Below are 19077 nucleotides of genomic sequence, written 5' to 3' on the forward strand. Positions count from 1 at the left end.
AGGCAGCATAGTAAAGAATGCTCCTGTAAACTTTGCATCGGCAGTAAACACTAGTACCGGTACAATAAGCTTCCTGTTCCTTGACAACACAATAGGCAGCGAGCTTATAACCACTGATGGAGTATTTGCAAACATCACCTTTAAGTTAAAGAGCGTTGCAGCCAAGACTACAACACCTGTAACCTTAAAGTCTGTAGGAGCGTTTGCAGACAAGGATCTGAAGAGTGTTACCGCTGAATTCACACCGGGAAGCGTTGTAATAAACCCTGCGGATGTGGTTATAGTGGATTCCACAATCAACCCCACAACTGCAACCTTTGACAAGTATGTACCGGCTGATGTTTCCACAACAATGACCTTGAACGGAAACACACTGGTAAGCATAAAGAACGGAAGCACAGCTCTTGTTGCAGGCACTGACTATACGGTATCCGGCACCACAGTAAAGATAAGCAAGTCTTACCTTGGCGCATTTGCAAAGGGCACTTCCCAGACACTGACGTTTACGTTCAGTGCAGGAAATGCTGCTACATTAGTAGTAAGCATTGTCGATTCCACACCTTCGGGACTTAATGCTACCATAGGCTCGGCTTCGGCAGCTCCGGGAGAGACTGTAGCAATACCTGTAAAGCTTGTAGGAGTTCCGGCAACAAGCATAGGTAACTGCGACTTCAAGCTTGGGTTTAATACCAGTCTTTTAGAGGTGGCATCAATAACTGCGGGAGATATAATTGTAAATGCTCCTGTAAACTTTGCATCGGCAGTAAATGCTACTACAGGCACAATAAGCTTCCTGTTCCTTGACAATACGATAGGCAGCCAGCTTATAACCACTGATGGTACATTTGCAACCATCAATTTCAAAGTTAAGAGCGGAGCTACAGGTTCGGCGGCAATTACGCTTAAATCGCTTGGAGCTTTTGCAGACAAGGATTTGAAAACCATTCCTGTTACCTTTGGAAGCGGAAGCATAACAATAAACTAATGCAAAACCGCTAAAACATTATCCTCTGCTGCTGCCTGGGCTTTCAGGCAGCAGCAGGGTACTGATTACCTTATATGCTGTCACATCAATTTCTGATTAGAGTGTATTTATTTCGAGAGAATATAATTTCTGTGTAAAAAAAGAAATCTGAATATAACCTTTATAAGTCAGTGCAAAATGATAGCCGGATTGCTCAAGCTAAAATATTACATAATAAAGGAGGGAATAGTCATAAAGTATGCCAGTGGCATACATGGACAGGCATTTAAGCTGAGTGATTTGGTGTTCATTATAAAAAAGTCCTTATAAAGAAAGGGGAAGATGTTAAAGATGAAAAAGTTTAAGAGAATAGGGATAGTTTTCCTTGCTATTTCAGTACTGCTCACCTCAATGCTTTCTACAGTGAGTGTTTCCGCAGCAGGTACTAATGTCTATGAAGATCGCTTTTTGGAGCTTTGGGGAGAGCTTCATAACCCTTCAAACGGGTATTTCAGTCAGGAGGGCGTACCTTACCATTCTATAGAAACTATAATGTGTGAGGCTCCCAATTATGGACATCAGTCAACAAGTGAAACGTTCAGCTACTATATATGGCTGGAAGCAATGTATGGTAAGCTGTCTGGTAACTGGTCAAGCTACAACACAGCATGGGATATTACCGAGAGGTATGCAATTCCCGCATCGCAGGATCAGCCCAGCATAGCAAGATATAATCCGGGCAGCCCTGCTACATATGCTGGTGAGTATGAGACGCCAAACCAGTATCCGAGCCGTCTGGATTCCGGAGTTTCAGTGGGAACAGACCCAATTAACGGAGAACTGTATAATGCATATGGCTCATATGATATGTATGGAATGCACTGGTTATTTGATGTGGATAATTTCTTTGGATATGGAAACCGCGGAGACGGTACCAGCAGAGTATCCTACATAAACACATTCCAAAGGGGTCCTCAGGAGGGAGCTTTTGAGGTAGTTACACATCCTTCATGGGAAGCATTTAAATGGGGAGGTCGCAACGGCTTTCTGGATCTCTTCACAATAGATAACAGCTACGCTCAGCAGTGGCGTTACACCATAGCCTCCGATGCCGACGCTCGTGCCGTACAGGCTGCTTACTGGGCAAATAAGTGGGCGAAGGAGCAGAACAAGGGATCACAGGTAGCAAATGCAGTTAAGAAAGCAAGCAAGATGGGAGACTATTTACGGTATTCAATGTTTGACAAATACTTCAAGCCTATAGGAATAGGCACAGGAAGTTCTTCAAGCACAAATCAGCATTATTTGCTTGGATGGTATTATGCATGGGGTGGAGACGCAAGCTCTCAGGCTTCATGGGCATGGAAAATAGGCTCAAGCCATAACCACTTCGGTTATCAGAACCCTATGGCCGCATGGATACTGTCAAAGGATGCCGATTTCAAGCCTAAATCTGCAAACGGTGTTTCAGACTGGGATAAGAGCTTACAGAGACAGCTTGAGTTCTATACCTGGCTGCAGTCAGCAGAGGGAGCAATAGCCGGAGGAGCAACAAACTCTCTTAACGGACGTTATGAGAGATATCCTGCAGGCACAGCAACCTTCTATGGAATGGCATATGATTGGGCTCCTGTTTACATGGATCCTCCGAGCAATCAGTGGATTGGAATGCAGGGATGGTCAATGCAGCGTATAGCTGAGCTGTACTATGAGACAAACAACCAGATGGCAAAGAACCTGCTTGATAAGTGGTCTGCATGGCTCATAAGGGAAACCCGCTTAAACAGCGACGGAACCTTCGAAATTCCGTCAACACTTGAATGGTCGGGGCAGCCTACTACCTGGGTACCCGGAAGCACAACATGGAACAACCCCAATCTCCATGTAACTGTTACAGACTACGGAACAGATTTGGGCACTACAGGCTCTCTGGCAAACACTCTGGCATTCTATGCTGCAGCAAAGGAAAAGTATGATACTCCTAATAACGCGGCAAAGACATTGGCAAAAGAGCTGCTTGATCGCATGTGGAACCTTTACAGAGATGACAAGGGTGTAGCGGTCGAGGAATCCCGTGCGGACTACTCGCGTATGCTTACTCAAGAGATATACATTCCTTCAGGCTGGACAGGAAAAATGGCTGACGGAACTGTAATTAAATCCGGTATCAAGTGGATAGAGCTTCACGCAAAGATTAAGCAGGATCCTGACTGGCCGAGGGTTGAGGCGGCACTTCTTGCGGGAGAGGCTCCTACCTTCACATACCACCGCTTCTGGGCACAGACTGACATTGCCATAGCAAACGCCGTCTATGGAATGCTCTTCCCCGGAGATGTAGAGGAAAAGCTTCTTGGAGACGTAAACGATGATGGAAAGGTAAACTCAATAGACTTTGCTCTGTTGAAAAAATATTTGCTTGATCCCGATTCCGCAGTAATAAATACTGTAAATGCTGACATGAATGAGGACAGCAAAATAAACTCAATAGACTTTGCGTTGTTAAAGAAATATCTTCTTGAAAATTAATATTTAGCTTACATGCTTTAAGTACATGTGACTGCCGGCCCGGATAGACGTGAATTTATAAATTAAGCTGTTGCGTGATTATCCGGGTCTGCGGGTTACAGGTTACTTTGAACACAATTTATTAGCTGATCTCATAAAGATAAAAGCATTGACTCAATATTATTTTAGAAGGGTGAAAGTGAAAATGAAAATGGCTGGATTGAGAAAAATAAGTATATGCATTATAGTGTGTATGCTGGCGGTAGTACTCCCTGTGGGCATTGCTGGTGCCAGTGGAAATGATGCCATTCCGTTTCCATATAATGCAAGCTATCCTTACGGGCTCAGCTCGCTGACCGACAACCCGGCTGCAGCCAACAGTTTGCTGCTGTCAGAGTGGGAACACTGGAAAAGCGCTCATATTACTTCCAGTGGTGCTCGTGGATTTAAAAGAGTCCAAAGAGATCCGTCCACCAACTATGATACCGTTTCGGAAGGACTTGGATATGGAATGCTGCTTGCTGTATATTTTGGAGAGCAGCAACTGTTTAATGACCTGTACGGATATGTAAAATGCTACTTCAACAGCAACGGGCTTATGGGCTGGCGTATTGATGCCAACGGAAACATAGTGGGCGAGAACGGAAAAGATGCGGCTACGGATGCTGACGAGGATATTGCCGTTTCTCTTGTGTTTGCACATAAGAAATGGGGTTCTGCAGGTGCTGTAAACTATCAATCTGAAGCGAAGACCTATATAAACAATCTTTACAGATACACGGTTGAGCCGGGAACCTATATACTTAAGACAGGTGATACATGGGGAGGAACAAGCTGCGTAAATCCGTCCTATTTTTCACCTGCATGGTACAGGATTTTTGCAGACTTCACAGGGAATAGCTCATGGATAAATGTAGCTGACAAGTGTTATGAAATTGTAAATAATATAAAAAAATACAATAATAACACAGGGCTTGTGCCTGACTGGTGTACTGCCAGCGGTACACCCTCAAGCGGAATGGACTATGACTATAAATATGATGCCATACGCTATCAATTAAGAACAGCAATAGATTATAGCTGGTATGGCACAGCTCAGGCAAAAATCAATTGTGACACGGTAAACACCTTTTTCAGGAATATAGGTGCGGCAAACATAAAGGACGGGTATACCATTACAGGCAACCAGATAAGCTCAAACCACAATGCTTCATTTGTTTCATGTGCGGCTGGGTCTGCTATGACAGGGACAAAGAGCAGCTACACCACTGAAATTTATAATGAGAACGTAAAGATTAAGGATAGCGGAAACTATACATACTTCGGAAATACCTTAAGAATGATATGTCTTTTGTACACCACAGGCAATTTGCCCAACCTGTACAATTATAATCCCGATCCGAACCCTGGTGTAAAAGGTGATGTTAATAAAGACAGCCAGGTTAATTCGGTAGATTTTGCTCTTGTAAAAAGATATATTTTGGGATACGAGGATGGTATAGATCTTTCTGCAGCGGATATGAACAGCGACGGGATTGTAAATTCCTCCGATCTTGTACTGCTGAAGATGGTACTGCTGAACTGATAGCATACTAAGCTTGAAAAATATGCGGGCAGGTAAACAATTTAACAAAATTAATTAATTTTCAGGAGGTAAAAAGGATGAGTAAAAAACGTGTACTGGCTATTATTATTGCCGTAGCGGTTATGCTGACATTCAATTGCTCGGCGTTTGCCAATTTCAGCGTAGGCGATCTTATTCAGAACAACACCTTTGACGGAGGAGTAGGTCTGCCGTGGCATGTGGTGGAATCCTATCCCGCTAGAGCTGATTTTGAAATCAAGAATGGGAAATATTATGTTACCCCTCTTAAAGACGGTATAGAGGGAAGATGGGATGTACAGTTCCGCCATAGGGGACTTATAATTGAGCAGGGACATACATACACTGTTAAATTTACTGTATCGTCCACAAAGGACTGCTACGTTTACCCTAAGATAGGTGATCAGGGACAGCCCTATAACGAATACTGGAACTATAACAACAGAAGCTGGCAGAGGCTGCAGCTCAGAGCTAATCAGCCTGTGACTGTTACAGAGACCTTCACTATGACTTATCCTACCGCAAAGACCTGTGAATTTTCGTTCCATCTTGCGGGGGATTGCATCACCTCGCCACTTCCATACACAGTATCCTTTGATGATATCCATATTTTGGACTCGCAATTTCCCGGATATCCTGACATACCAGCCGAGCCTACAAATGCTATTCGCGTAAATCAGGTAGGGTATTTTACAGATCTCGCAAAGAAGGCAACTCTGGTTTCTACCTCAACCTCACCCGTGGCATGGCAGCTCAAGAACAGCAGCAATGTTACGGTGGCATCGGGAAATTCCATAGTTAAAGGCTTTGACAGTGCTTCGGGAGACAATGTGCATATAATTGACTTTTCATCCTATAATACACCCGGCAAGGGCTATAAGCTTGTTGTAGCCAGTGCCGCAACTACTCCGTATGAAAGCTTCTCCTTTGATATAGGTACAGACATGTATTCTGATATGAAGTATGAAGCGATTAAATATTTCTATCATAATAGAAGCGCGGTACCCATTGAAATGCCGTATGCAGACAGGCAGGATCTTACCCGCAGGGCGGGACATGCTACCGATGTAATGCCCAATGCAGCAGGAACATGGTACGCTAATGAGGGACAGGCCAACTACACAATGGATTTGACAGGTGGCTGGTATGACGCCGGAGACCATGGAAAATATGTTGTTAACGGCGGTATATCCACATGGACAATGATGAACCAGTATGAGCGTGCACTGCACAAGGGTGATGTTACTATCCTGCCTTATGCAGACGGAAGCATGAACATTCCCGAAAGCGGCAACGGAAAGCCGGATATACTGGATGAATCCCGTTTTAACGTAGAGCTGCTTTTGAAGATGCAGGTGCCGGATGGCAAAAAGTATGCAGGAATGGCACACCACAAGGCGCATGACGAGCGCTGGACAGCTCTTGCAATTGAGCCGGCGGACGACCCTATGGACAGGTATGTACAGCCTCCCAGCACCGCCGCTACCTTAAACCTTGCTGCGGTTGCCTCACAGGCTTCCCGTCTCTGGAAGACCTATGATCAAACCTTTGCAACCAAGTGCCTGACTGTTGCCGAGAAGGCATGGGCTGCAGCCGTTGCAAATCCTAACATAATTGTTGATCCTCATGATGCTGCAATAGGAGGAGGAACTTATGGAGATGACTACGTGCTTGACGACTTCTATTGGGCTGCTTGCGAGCTATATGTAACCACAGGCAAGAGCGTATACTTAAACTACATAAAGAGCTCGCCGCACTATCTTAAAATGCCTTCAAAGCTTGTAGGAGGAGAGGCTAATGGGCTCACCGGCTGCTTTGACTGGGGAAATACCGCAGGAATGGGAACAATATCGCTTGCTCTTGTACCCAACGGCCTTACTGCAGCTGAGGTTACCACTGCACAGAACAACATAAAGGCTGCTGCCGATGATTTCGTACGCATTGCCGACAATCAGGGCTACGGAGCTCCTATTGAGGAAGCACCTATTTCAGATACCTTAACCGGATATCCTTGGGGTTCAAATTCGTTCATAGCAAACGAAGGTATTGTAATGGCATACGCTTATGAATTCAGCGATGACGTCAAGTACTTAAATGGATTGGTACAGACCATGGACTACCTGCTGGGACGTAACCCCAATCTCCAGAGCTATATAACCGGGTATGGAGAGAATGCTCTTGAGAATCCTCACCACCGCTTCTGGTCATATCAGGCAGACAACGCCTTCCCCAAGCCTCCCGCAGGCTGCATGTCCGGAGGCCCTAACTCGGGACTTCAGGATCCATGGGTCAGAGGTTCAGGATGGGCGCCTGGGCAAAGAGCTCCTCAGAAGTGCTTTATGGATAACATAGAGTCATGGTCTACAAACGAGATCACCATCAACTGGAATGCTCCGTTTGCATGGATTTCCTCCTACATGGATGAAAAAGGAGGAGACAGCGGCACCACTCCTCCTCCGCCGGACGTATTATACGGGGATTTAAATGGAGATGAAAAGATAAACTCAGTAGACTTTGCTTTGCTCAAGCAGTACCTTATTGAAATGATTACCGTATTCCCTTCAGAAAATGGAATGAAGGCAGCAGATGTGAGCGGTGACGGAAAAATCAACTCAATAGACTTCTCGTTAATGAGGCAGTATTTATTAGGTATTATCGAGGAATTCCCCGCTGCAAAATAAAGCTGTTGTAAGCTGGTGCTTTCTAACATAGTGAGTTTCTGGCAGGATGAGGCATTAAAAAGTATCAGGCGCCTCGACTGCTAAAAAAATTCTGTTATAAGGTGCTGGACCTGGAAACTGTAGAAGGCTTGCCCTTCTACAGTTTCTCTATATATATTAAAAACCCCAAGACGTTATTTAAGGAGAGTGAGATTAATGAGAAGAAAACTGTCGGCAATTGGGAGTATAGTGGTTGCTCTTAGCCTGATTTTTACCACTTTGTTGCCGGTGACATCAATGGCGGTTACTACACAGCCCTACACATGGGGAAATGTAAAAATCGAAGGCGGCGGAGGATACATACCGGGAATAGTTTTCAGCCCTATTGAGAAAAATCTCGCATATGCCCGCACCGACATGGGCGGCGCCTATCGCAGCACTGACGGAGGAAATACATGGACTCAGCTTTTAAACTGGGTAACCTATGAAAACTATGGGTTGGCGGGTGTTGACAGTATCGTTGCCGATCCTGTGGATTCAAACCGGCTTTACCTGCAGTGCGGTATGTATTCAAACAGTTGGGGCACAAATGGTGCAGTTCTCCGATCTACGGATAAGGGAAAGACCTTCGAGGTATTTGATCTGCCCTTTAAAGCAGGAGGAAACATGCCCGGACGTAACATGGGTGAGCGTCTGGCCGTTGATCCCAACAAGAACAGTATTCTTTTTATGGGTACCCGTGAAGGAGAAGGACTGTGGAAGAGTACCGATTATGGTGCAACGTGGAGCAAGGTTACAAGCTTTCCCAACCCCGGCACCTATATTCAGGACCCCAATGACACAAACGATTACCTGAACCACAACCCGGGAGTAGTATGGGTGACCTTTGATAAAAGATCAGGTACTCCGGGAAATGCCACACAGACAATTTATGCAGGAGTGGCGGATCTTAACGAGAGCATTTACCGCAGTACAGACGGCGGAGCTACATGGGTGGCAGTCCCCGGACAACCTTCGGGAATGCTTCCGCAGCATGGCAAGCTGAGCTCAACCGGTATGCTGTATGTCCCCTATAATAACACTCAGGGACCGTATGACGGTGACAAGGGGGATGTTTGGAAGCTTAATACCGCAACTGGAGTATGGACAATGATAAGCCCTATTCCTTCTACCGATACCGCAAACTGCTACTTCGGATATAGCGGACTGGCAATTGATGCACAGGACCCTAACACCATAATGGTTTCATCCTTAAGCTCATGGTGGCCTGACGGATATATCTGGCGCAGTAAAGACGCGGGTGCTACCTGGTCCCCCATATGGAGGCTTGACGGCTACCCCACCCGTGTCAACAGATATACCATTGATTATTCGGCCGCACCGTGGCTGGATTTCGGGGAACTCAAGCAGGAGCCCGAGACCTCGCCTAAAATAGGCGCCATGATAGGCTCCCTTGAAATAGACCCCTTTAACTCCAACCGCTTTATGTTTGGTAACGGAGCCGGAATATTAAGCTGTGAAAATGCCGACAAGTGGGATGAAGGCAAAATGGTGCTTAAGGTTGGCTCCATAGGTATTGAAGAAACCTCCGTTCTGAGTCTGGTAAGCCCGCCTGTCGGCCCGCATCTGGTGAGCGGATTAGGGGACATAGCCGGCTTTATACATACTGATTTAAATGAGGCGCAGCCTTGGACGTTTAAACAGCCCAATCTGAGCAGCAATTCGTGTGTTGATTATGCGGAAAATAATCCCCAATTCTGGGTGCGCTGCGGAGATGTGGACAAGCAGTGGAACCCCAATACCAACCGCACGGGCTTTTCGTACTCCAGAGGAGAAAACTGGTTCCAGGGCAACAGTGAGCCCAGCGGAATGCCAATGACGGGGGGAGGAGGAACTATAGCCGCAAATGCCGACGGTACTGCAGTAGTATATTCTCCGGCCGTTAGCTATGTGCCGGTATGCTACACCACAGACAATGGCAATACGTGGACACCTGTACAGGGCGGTGTTCCGAATGGTTCAAAGGTGCGTTCCGACCGTGTTAACCCAAATAAGTTCTATGCCTTTGGAAACGGTGATTTCTATTACAGCAATGACAAGGGAAAGACCTTCACCAAATCTGCCGCAGCCGGGTTACCTAAAAACTATAATACAGGTAATTTCAAAGCGGTATTCGGAAGGGAAGGAGACATATGGCTTGCTCCCGGAGGAAGCCAAGCGGAGGGTATATATGGCTTATGGCATTCCACTGACGGAGGGGTATCCTTCACAAAGCTTTCCAACGTTGATAGATCTGAAATGGTGGGATTCGGTATGGCGGCACCGGGAGAGACCTATCCCGCTATATATATTCAGGGAATAGTTAACGGAGTACGCGGCTTCTACCGTTCCGACGATGCGGGAGCAAGCTGGGTAAAAATAAACGATAACGCCAACCAGTTCGGAAATGCCGATGCCGACATCACCGGTGACCGCAGAGTATATGGGCGTGTATATATAGGGACTAACGGATTCGGTATAAAGATGGGAGAGCCGGCAGGCTCGATTCCCGAATACATGCTTGGAGATCTCAACGGGGATAATAGCGTTAACACCATAGACTATGCGTTGATGAAAATGTATCTTATTGGCTCAATTGAGGAGTTTCCTTCAGAAAACGGTATTGAAGCCGCAGATTTAAATGTTGACGGTGTAATTAATTCCCTTGATTTTGCTATATTTAAGCAGTATCTGCTGGGACTCATTTCAGAATTGCCCTATTCTCCTTAAGGCAGCCGTTGTCTGGCAGGCTAAAAGGATTGTAATATTTTAAGGTTTATAGATCTTAAAAACCTAAATTATGTAAGGAGGACTAGATTAGTGAGGAAAAAGATAATCTCGATAATTTTGCTTACCGCAATTCTTCTTACTCTTGCAATTCCCCCAATTGCCGCAGGAGCCTCGGCGCCTGAGGGATGGAGAAAGCTGGCCGACTACACTATATTTAATGGCGGTTCTATTTCCGGTTGGTCGGGAAGCGGTGGAGGAGAGCTGGAAACGGTAAATAGCAATTTACCCGTCGATACAGATGTAACCTATAACGGGATGCCATCACTCAGGCTTAATGTTTCCCAGTATCTCTCTTCGGGATGGTGGATATCCCTGATAACCGTAAGGGATTGGTGTACACATGATTTTTCACAATACGTACCCAATGGATTCCTTGAATTTCAGGTAAAGGGTAAGCTTGGGGGAGAATATTTTCAGATTGGATTAAGGGATAAGGTATACGAGCGATCCTCTGTTGAGGAGAGGGATGTAGCTATCGATGTAACCAGATACAATGAAATAACAACAGACTGGGTGCATTTTAAAATTCCCCTTAAAGACATTATCGGGGTGGGAACTGATTTCGATCCCTCCAATGTAAACTGCCTGGTGTTTGATAAAATCAATACCATGCCCTTTACCGTCTGGATAAGCGATGTAAAAATAACCTCTCCCGACAATGAGAAGTCGTATGGAGCCGTTAAGGTAAATCAGGTTGGATTTATTCCCGACAGTGAGAAGTATGCACTGGTCACAGACTTTGAGGATCAGTTGCAGGCTGATGCCGGAAGTGCTTTTCAGGTAAGAAATTCCTCCGACGGATCAATTGCGTATGAGGGCATTCTGACCTTGGTTGAGGATTATGAGGCTACTGACTCGGGAGAGAGAATATTAAAGGCTGATTTTTCCGAGCTGAGTACCCCGGGACAATACTACATAAGCGTATCTGCTCCCGGTATAGAGGATTCAGCTAAATTTAAAATATCAAATGACGCATACAAATCTATTATGGTTGATGCTTCAAGGTATTTTTATTACCAGCGTACCGGACTTGATCTGGAGGAAGAAAACGCACCTGATTATCCTCGCAAAGATATTACTCCCATGGATGCACAGGCGGGATCGGATTCGGATGCTTCTGTTGTAAAGGATGTATCCAAAGGATGGTACGACGCCGGGGATAAGGGCAAATATGTCAATGCGGGTGCGACAGCGGTATCTGACCTGTTGTGGGCGTATGAAATGTTCCCTTCCGAATTTAAGGATAACCAGTTTAATATCCCTGAAAGCGGCAATGGTATAGCAGATATACTTGATGAAGTAAAATGGGAGCTTGACTGGATACTGAAAATGCAGGATTCCGTGAGTGGTGGGTTTTATGCGCGCGTGCAGTCTGACAATGATGAAAAAGTAACCCGGAGAACAATAAAGGACAGGGAGGGCTCAAGAAGGGATATAAAGCCTACCGATGATACTGCCTGTGCGGCAGCAGCGTTATCCCATGCTTATATCATATATAAGGACATTAACCCTGATTTTGCCGGCCAATGCCTTGAGGCGGCAAAAAATGCATGGACATATCTGGAAAATAACCCCGGCAATATAAAGTCTCCGTCGGGACCTTACAGCGTAAGCGACGACAGAAGCGACAGGCTGTGGGCGGCTGCATCTCTGTACAGGGCTTGCGGAGAGCAAAAGTATAATGACTATTTCAAAAACAACTACCGGCAGTTTGCACAAAAATTTGAGAGCAGCACATCATACGGGCACACATGGGCGGATAACTGGTCGACGGCATTTTTCAGCTATATGAAGGCGCAGTCCAGAGACAGTCAGGTGGAGGGCTGGTTTGCCCAGAAGTTCGGAGTATGGCTTGATAATATTCTTAACAGATATGAAGGAAACCCATGGAAGAACGCCATAGTTCCCGGCAACTATTTCTGGGGAATAAACATGCAGGTTCTGAATGTACCCATGGATGCGTATATAGGCTCTGTACTGCTGGATACATATGATGAGCAGATCTCAAAGCTGGGCTTTGGATCTCTTAACTGGCTGCTTGGAACAAACCCGCTCCGAAAAAGCTATGTGTCGGGACATGGTGAAAACAGCATTAAAACCGTATACAGCACGATATACAGCTTGGATAAAAAGCCCGGAATACCTAACGGCTATATGGCAGGGGGGCCTAATAACAGCGAAGGCAAGGGCATATCCAGATTTGCTGCAAAGGCTTACATGGAAAGCGCTACAGACTGGGTAACAAATGAGCATACAGTTTATTGGAATTCGCCGCTTGTGTTTATGACAGCCTTTGCAACCTATAACGGAGAAGCGCAAGAAGAATTTATATATGGAGATGTTAACGGGGATAAGCAGGTAAATTCGGTGGATTTCTCTTTAATAAGACAGTATCTTATTGAGAAAATAGAAGAATTTCCCGATGAAAACGGCCGTCAGGCTGCCGACGTAAACGGGGACGGCAGCATAAACTCAATAGATTTTGCTCTTTTAAGGCAATACCTGCTGGGGATTATTACAGAATTCCCTGCCGAAGTATAAAACTATATTATAGAAAATGGTGCTGTTGGGAAGGAGATGCAGATTATGAGGAAAAAGATAATAGTAATAGTTTCTATTATTATAGGAATTGGGCTTCTGGCTGTCGCGGTAAATGCTCTGGTATCGGGATCGTGGCAGGGAGCTGGGGATAACTTGGAGGCCGGCATAGCAGATAAGGATTTAAAGGAAGGGGAAAATGCTGCCGCCGTAAATGACAACGGCAGTCCTTCCGACGAAAAAGCTCCGCAGATGGATGTAGAGATGGGCAGTTCTAAGGGTAAGCCGGGTGGTGAGGTATCGCTTGCTGTAATCTTTAAAAATGTTCCTGCTAAGGGTATAAACAATTGTGATTTTAAGCTGGAGTATGACAGTGAAATATTTGAGTCAATAGAAGTAGCTCCCGCAGATATTTTGGGAAAATCTACCTCGAATTTCAGTTCCTTTGTGAATAAGGACAACGGCACTATAAGCTTCCTCTTTTTGGATAATACGTTGGGAGAGGAGCCTATTACAAAGGGTGGGTCATTTGCAACTATAAAGTGTAAAATAAAAAAATCGGCACCGGCCGGAGATACAGAAATAAAGCTTAAGTCAGTAGGTGCTTTTGCGGATATCGACTTAAACAAAATACAGGCCGAATTCTCCGCCGGAACGATATCTGTAACCGAGTAATATTATTTACTTATTTATGCGAGGAGGGGTAAAAATGAAGGGTAGAAACAAAACAAGGGCGTATGCTCTCTTTACAGCACTGGTAGTAGCAGTGTCACTGCTGATGCCTCAGGCTGCGGTATTTGCGGCAGCTCCGTCATATAATTACGGGGAGGCGCTGCAAAAATCCATATTGTTTTATGAATTCCAGCGTTCGGGGGCTCTTCCCGAGGACAAGCGCGATAACTGGCGTGCGGATTCTGCAATGACAGACGGTCAGGATGTAGGCTTAGACCTTACGGGAGGTTGGTATGATGCCGGGGATCATGTAAAATTCAACCTCCCTATGTCATATACGGCATCCACGCTGGCATGGTCTGTATATGAGGACAAGGATGCGTATGTACAAAGCGGTCAACTCAAGTACATAATGGATGGAATAAAATGGGCAAATGACTATTTTATAAAATGCCATCCGTCACCCAATGAGTATTATTATCAGGTAGGCTCAGGCTCTGATGATCACAGGTGGTGGGGAGCGGCGGAGGTAATGCTGGGCAAAAGCCAGTCAGGGAATCAGATGATAAGGCCCTCATACAAGGCGACAATGTCAAGTCCCGCATCTGCGGTAGTGGCGGGAACAGCCGCCTCGCTTGCTTCATGTGCTGCAATATTTAACGACACCGATCCCGCGTATGCCGCCGAGTGCATAAGCCATGCCAAGCAGCTTCTTGAATTTGCCGATGCCACAAGAAGTGATAAGGGCTATACGGCGGCAACGGGATTTTACCAGTCCTGGAGCGGGTATTGGGATGAGCTTGCATGGGCAAGTGTATGGATTTATTTGGCTACAGGTGAAGAGGCATACTTACAGAGAGCGGAGTCCTATGTACCCAATTGGGAGAGAGAGCAGCAGACCACTACAATAAAATATAAGTGGACGCACTGCTGGGACACTGTACAGGTGGGCACGCAGTTACTCCTGGCAAGGATTACGGGGAAGAGCTTGTATAAGGAAAGCATGGAAAGGAACCTTGATTACTGGACAGTGGGCTATAACGGAGAGAAAGTAAGGTATACTCCCAAGGGGCTTGCATGGCTTGACCAGTGGGGTTCCTTAAGGTATGCCACAACAGCGGCATTTATTGCAGACGTATATGCCGACTGGTCGGGCTGCACTTCCTCCAAGGCACAGATATATAAGGATTTTGCAAAAAAACAGGTTGACTATTGTCTTGGAGCTGCCGGAAGAAGCTATGTAGTTGGCTTCGGAACCAACCCACCTGAGCACCCCCACCACAGGACGGCGCATGGAGCATGGTGCGACAATTGGCAGACCCCCATACCTAAAAATCACAGTCATGTACTGTACGGCGCACTTGTAGGGGGCCCCAGAGCTGCGGACGACACAAGCTATACCGATGACATAGGAGACTACATATGCAATGAGGTTGCATGTGATTATAATGCAGGCTTTACAGGGATTCTGGCAAGAATGTACAAGAAATACGGAGGGGAGCCGATACCCGGATTCAAGGCGATAGAGGAAAAGACAAGAGAAGAGTTCTTTGTCGAGGCATGTGTCAATTCCAGCGGACCTAACTATGTAGAAATAAAGGCTTACATGAACAACAGATCAGCATGGCCTGCAAAAATAGGGGACAAGCTTTCCTTTAAATATTTCATAGACATATCGGAGCTGATTGATGCAGGGATAACGGCAAATCAGATAACAACAAAATCAAATTACAATATGGGAGCTACGGTATCGGAGCTGCTGCCATGGGACGTAGCTAACAACATATACTATGTTAACGTAGACTTCACAGGAACAGAAATATATCCGGGGGGACAGTCCGAGTTCAGAAAGGAAGTACAGTTCAGAATAAGCGGTCCTCAGGACACAAAGGTTTGGGACAACTCAAATGACCCCTCCTATCAGGCACTACCCAAGCCATTCCCAAGAGAGCTTGATACTGCGTATATAGCAATAAATATACCAGTGTATGACAATGGACGGCATATATTTGGGAATGAGCCGGGAGGAAGCGTAAAGACTCAGACAAACTTGACCGCTGTTTATCCTCAGGGACAAACAAAGTTTGATATTGCCAGAGAGTCTGAAATAAAGGTTAGGCTCACAGATGCATCAGGTACACCTATAGTAGGCAAGACAATCAAGTGGAAAAGCAATGGAGCAGCGTATGTGAAAAATTCTACATCTGTTACAGATGCCTCAGGCATCGCTTCAACAGTTTGCGGAATGCCTATACCTGTGCCGGAGGAAGGCGGAGAGTATAAGGAATTTATAGTGGATGAAGCTGTAACCGCAAGCTTTGAACAGGATGACAGCTATGAGGCTTCGAGCTGTGATGTGAATGTCTATGGCAAAATAGTTACAGGTATAAAATTGGGAGATGTAAATTGCGACGGCAAGATAAACTCAACGGACTATGCTTTGTTAAAAAGGTATTTAATAGATGACAGCACAGCTATAGACACCATGGCTGCAGATATGAACAGTGATAACACCATAAATTCGACAGATCTGATGCTCCTCAAGATAAAGCTGCTGCAATAACGCTTATAAATCAGGATTCTGGCACAGGGAGGGCATACCTCTCTTATCACACAAGAGAGATATGCCCTATATCAACAGTGAAAGAAGAGGAAGGAGGAAAAGCATGAACCCAACAAGAAGGAAGTTTTCTTCACTTATTACAGCCATTATAATGGCAATATCTGTATTAGCTTCCCAATCGGCAGTATTTGCGGCCGATGCGGCTGTTGCCTATAATTATGGTGAAGCGCTTCAAAAGTCAATACTGTTTTATGAGGCACAGAGATCGGGACCAATATCAACCTCAAGCATTCCCACCCGCTTTGCATGGAGGGGAGATTCTCAGTTGACGGACGGGCAGAATGAGGGCCTTGACCTTACCGGAGGATGGGTGGATGCGGGAGACAATATTAAGTTTGGAATTACCAATGCATACACTGCGGCAATGCTTGCAATGGGAGCGATTGAATATAAGGAGGCATATGAGCAGAGCGGCCAGATGAAATGGCTTAAAAATCAGTTAAGATGGATTAATGACTATTTTGTTAAATGCCACTCCGAGCCGGATGTATTCTGGACACAGGTGGGGATGACGCAGGAGGATCATAACAACTGGATACCTATTGAGGTAACACATCTGGTCAACGACAGAACGGCCATAAAGCTGGACCCTCAAAATCCCGGGACTGAAATTGCAATGGGTACGGCAGCAGCAATGGCTGCCTCGTCAATTGTTTTCAGAGAAAGTGACCCGGCGTATTCGGATATTCTTTTAGCTCACGCCGAGCAACTGTATAGCTTTGGAGATAAGTACAGGGGAGTGTTCTCTGATGTTGTAAAAAAGGTTGATCCTCAGGGAGCGGCGGCATATACCTCCTGGAGCGGATATAACGACGAGCTGGTATGGGGCTCTATATGGCTTTACAAGGCAAAAGAGGACAAGCTTTCGGGAAGCGGTTCATCCTATCTTGCAAAGGCAAAGGAATACTACAGCGGTCTTGGAAACCAGGCAAACCAGCCGGTGCATAAGTACAAGTGGGCTCACTGCTGGGACGATCAGACCTATGGCTGCTATGTGCTTATGTCACAGATAGAGCCTCAAAATTCCCTTTACAGCGGTGATGCCGAAAGGTGGCTCAACTGGTGGAGTGTCGGAGGCAATGAGCATGGTGCCGACGGTACAAAGATTGAATATACTCCCGGAGGACATGCCAGGCTTGATAGCTGGGGTTCAATGCGGTATGCGTCTACAACGGCGCTTTTTGCCCTTATATATTCCGACAGAATAAGTGATACCGTTAAAAAAGCAAGATATCATGACTTTGCAGTCAGACAGATAAATTATATTCTGGGCGACAACCCAAGAAATGCAAGCTATATGGTAGGCTTCGGACAGAACAGCCCTAAGCACCCACATCACCGCACAGCGCACAGTGCATGGGGACAGCAAATGAGCAATCCCACCGAGCACCGTCACATATTATACGGGGCACTGGTTGGAAGCCCAACCTCAAACGATGGGTTTAATGACTCCATTGACGATTATGTTTCCAACGAGGTTGCCATAGATTATAACGCAGGATTTACAGGCGCGCTTGCAAGGATGTATATGGAATTCGGAGGAAATCCTATACCTGACGGCAGCTTCCCTCTGGCCGATATACCGTACGAGGCAAAGCATGAATGGCCGGTGTTTGCAGGAACATATTACAACGGAACGAGCGGCACGCAGTTTACTCTCAGCGTGGAAAACCGATCCGCGTGGCCTGCACGCGTAAGTGATCAAATTAAGATAAGGTATTACTTTACTCTGGATGCCAATGATATATCAGATGTATATATAACTCCTCCTAAAGGCTACAAGGCTGAAGGACCTTTTGTCTGGGATGAGGCCAACAAGGTTTATTACTTTACAATAGATCTTTCGGGGAAATACCTATATCCGGGATACAGATGGGAAGCGGGAGGGCCTGAAGTGGACTTTATCATAAGCTCCAAATCAAACACATGGGACGCTTCAAATGACTGGTCCTTTAAAAATTGGGATAAAACCTATATAAACGGTACACGATCGTATGCTCCCAATATACCTATGTATGAAGGAGCCCAAGAAGTAAAATTATCGGGAAATGAGCCTCCGGGCGGGGATATGCCTCCTAAAAAAATAACTGATTTAGCTGCTGTTTATCCGGCGGGACAAACAAGCTTTGGCATTTCCAATAGGATTGCGGAAGTAAGGGTCAAGCTTACAGACACATCGGGTGCTCCAATAGCCGGGAAAACGGTAAAATGGCAGAACGGCGCCATGCTGTTCGTACAGAAGACTGCATCGGTTACCGACGCATCGGGTACTGCTTCAGCCGTCTATGATGTAATTATTCCTCCAGGAGACGATAATTTGGAAATTATAATCAATGAAGCTGTAGCTGCAAGCTTTGAAGAGGATGGAGCTTATCTGGCCTCCGGTTGCAATGTAAATATCTATGGAAAAATACAAACCGAAATGAAATTAGGGGATGTTAATATGGATGGAAATGTGAATTCGATAGATTATGCTCTGCTAAAGAGATACTTGCTGGAGGGAGAAAGCGTGTACATAGATAAGAGGCTGGCAGATATGAATGCCGACGGAATTATAAATTCGACGGATTTGATACTGCTGAAGAAAAAGCTGCTTGAGTCGGAATGAGTGTGAGCCTAAATCGCCAAGGGAAGGCATGTTAAATATATATATAGGATGCAATAAAGATTTTACAAACATAGA

9 protein-coding genes are annotated in these 19077 nt (G+C 45.7%); all 9 read left to right on the plus strand.

What is annotated here, in order from left to right; all coding sequences use genetic code 11:
- Window positions 1-985, plus strand: a 985-nt coding sequence (locus DFR58_RS22000; RefSeq protein ID WP_242987745.1) for a cohesin domain-containing protein, incomplete at its 5' end; no start/stop codon positions are given.
- Window positions 986-1315: 330 nt separating this feature from the next.
- Window positions 1316-3490 carry a glycoside hydrolase family 48 protein gene (locus DFR58_RS20015; RefSeq protein WP_207659294.1) on the plus strand — a complete coding sequence of 725 codons (2175 nt, stop codon included), beginning with the start codon at window positions 1316-1318 and terminating at the stop codon, window positions 3488-3490.
- Window positions 3491-3722: 232 nt separating this feature from the next.
- Window positions 3723-5054 carry a glycosyl hydrolase family 8 gene (locus DFR58_RS20020; protein ID WP_242987747.1) on the plus strand — a complete coding sequence of 444 codons (1332 nt, stop codon included), beginning with the start codon at window positions 3723-3725 and terminating at the stop codon, window positions 5052-5054.
- Between the two features lie 77 nt (window positions 5055-5131).
- The gene (locus DFR58_RS20025; protein WP_114300026.1) at window positions 5132-7753 is read left to right on the plus strand and encodes a glycoside hydrolase family 9 protein; all 2622 of its coding nucleotides are present in this window, start codon (window positions 5132-5134) and stop codon (window positions 7751-7753) included.
- Window positions 7754-7948: 195 nt separating this feature from the next.
- Window positions 7949-10501 (plus strand): VPS10 domain-containing protein, encoded by a 2553-nt coding sequence (locus DFR58_RS20030; protein ID WP_114300028.1) that lies wholly within the window; start codon window positions 7949-7951, stop codon window positions 10499-10501.
- A 90-nt stretch (window positions 10502-10591) separates the two neighbouring features.
- Entirely contained in the window at window positions 10592-13102 is a 2511-nt protein-coding gene (locus DFR58_RS20035; protein WP_114300030.1) for a glycoside hydrolase family 9 protein, read from the plus strand.
- Between the two features lie 45 nt (window positions 13103-13147).
- Complete coding sequence (locus DFR58_RS20040) at window positions 13148-13774, plus strand: cohesin domain-containing protein (RefSeq protein ID WP_170138248.1); 627 nt, start codon at window positions 13148-13150, stop codon at window positions 13772-13774.
- 34 nt (window positions 13775-13808) lie between these two features.
- Window positions 13809-16334 carry a glycoside hydrolase family 9 protein gene (locus tag DFR58_RS20045; protein ID WP_114300034.1) on the plus strand — a complete coding sequence of 842 codons (2526 nt, stop codon included), beginning with the start codon at window positions 13809-13811 and terminating at the stop codon, window positions 16332-16334.
- Window positions 16335-16437: 103 nt separating this feature from the next.
- Window positions 16438-19002, plus strand: a complete 2565-nt coding sequence (locus DFR58_RS20050; protein WP_170138249.1) for a glycoside hydrolase family 9 protein — start codon at window positions 16438-16440, stop codon at window positions 19000-19002.
- Window positions 19003-19077: the final 75 nt, after the last annotated feature.

This window comes from Anaerobacterium chartisolvens (genome assembly GCF_003337415.1).
GTDB classification, from domain to species: Bacteria; Bacillota; Clostridia; order Acetivibrionales; family DSM-27016; genus Anaerobacterium; species Anaerobacterium chartisolvens.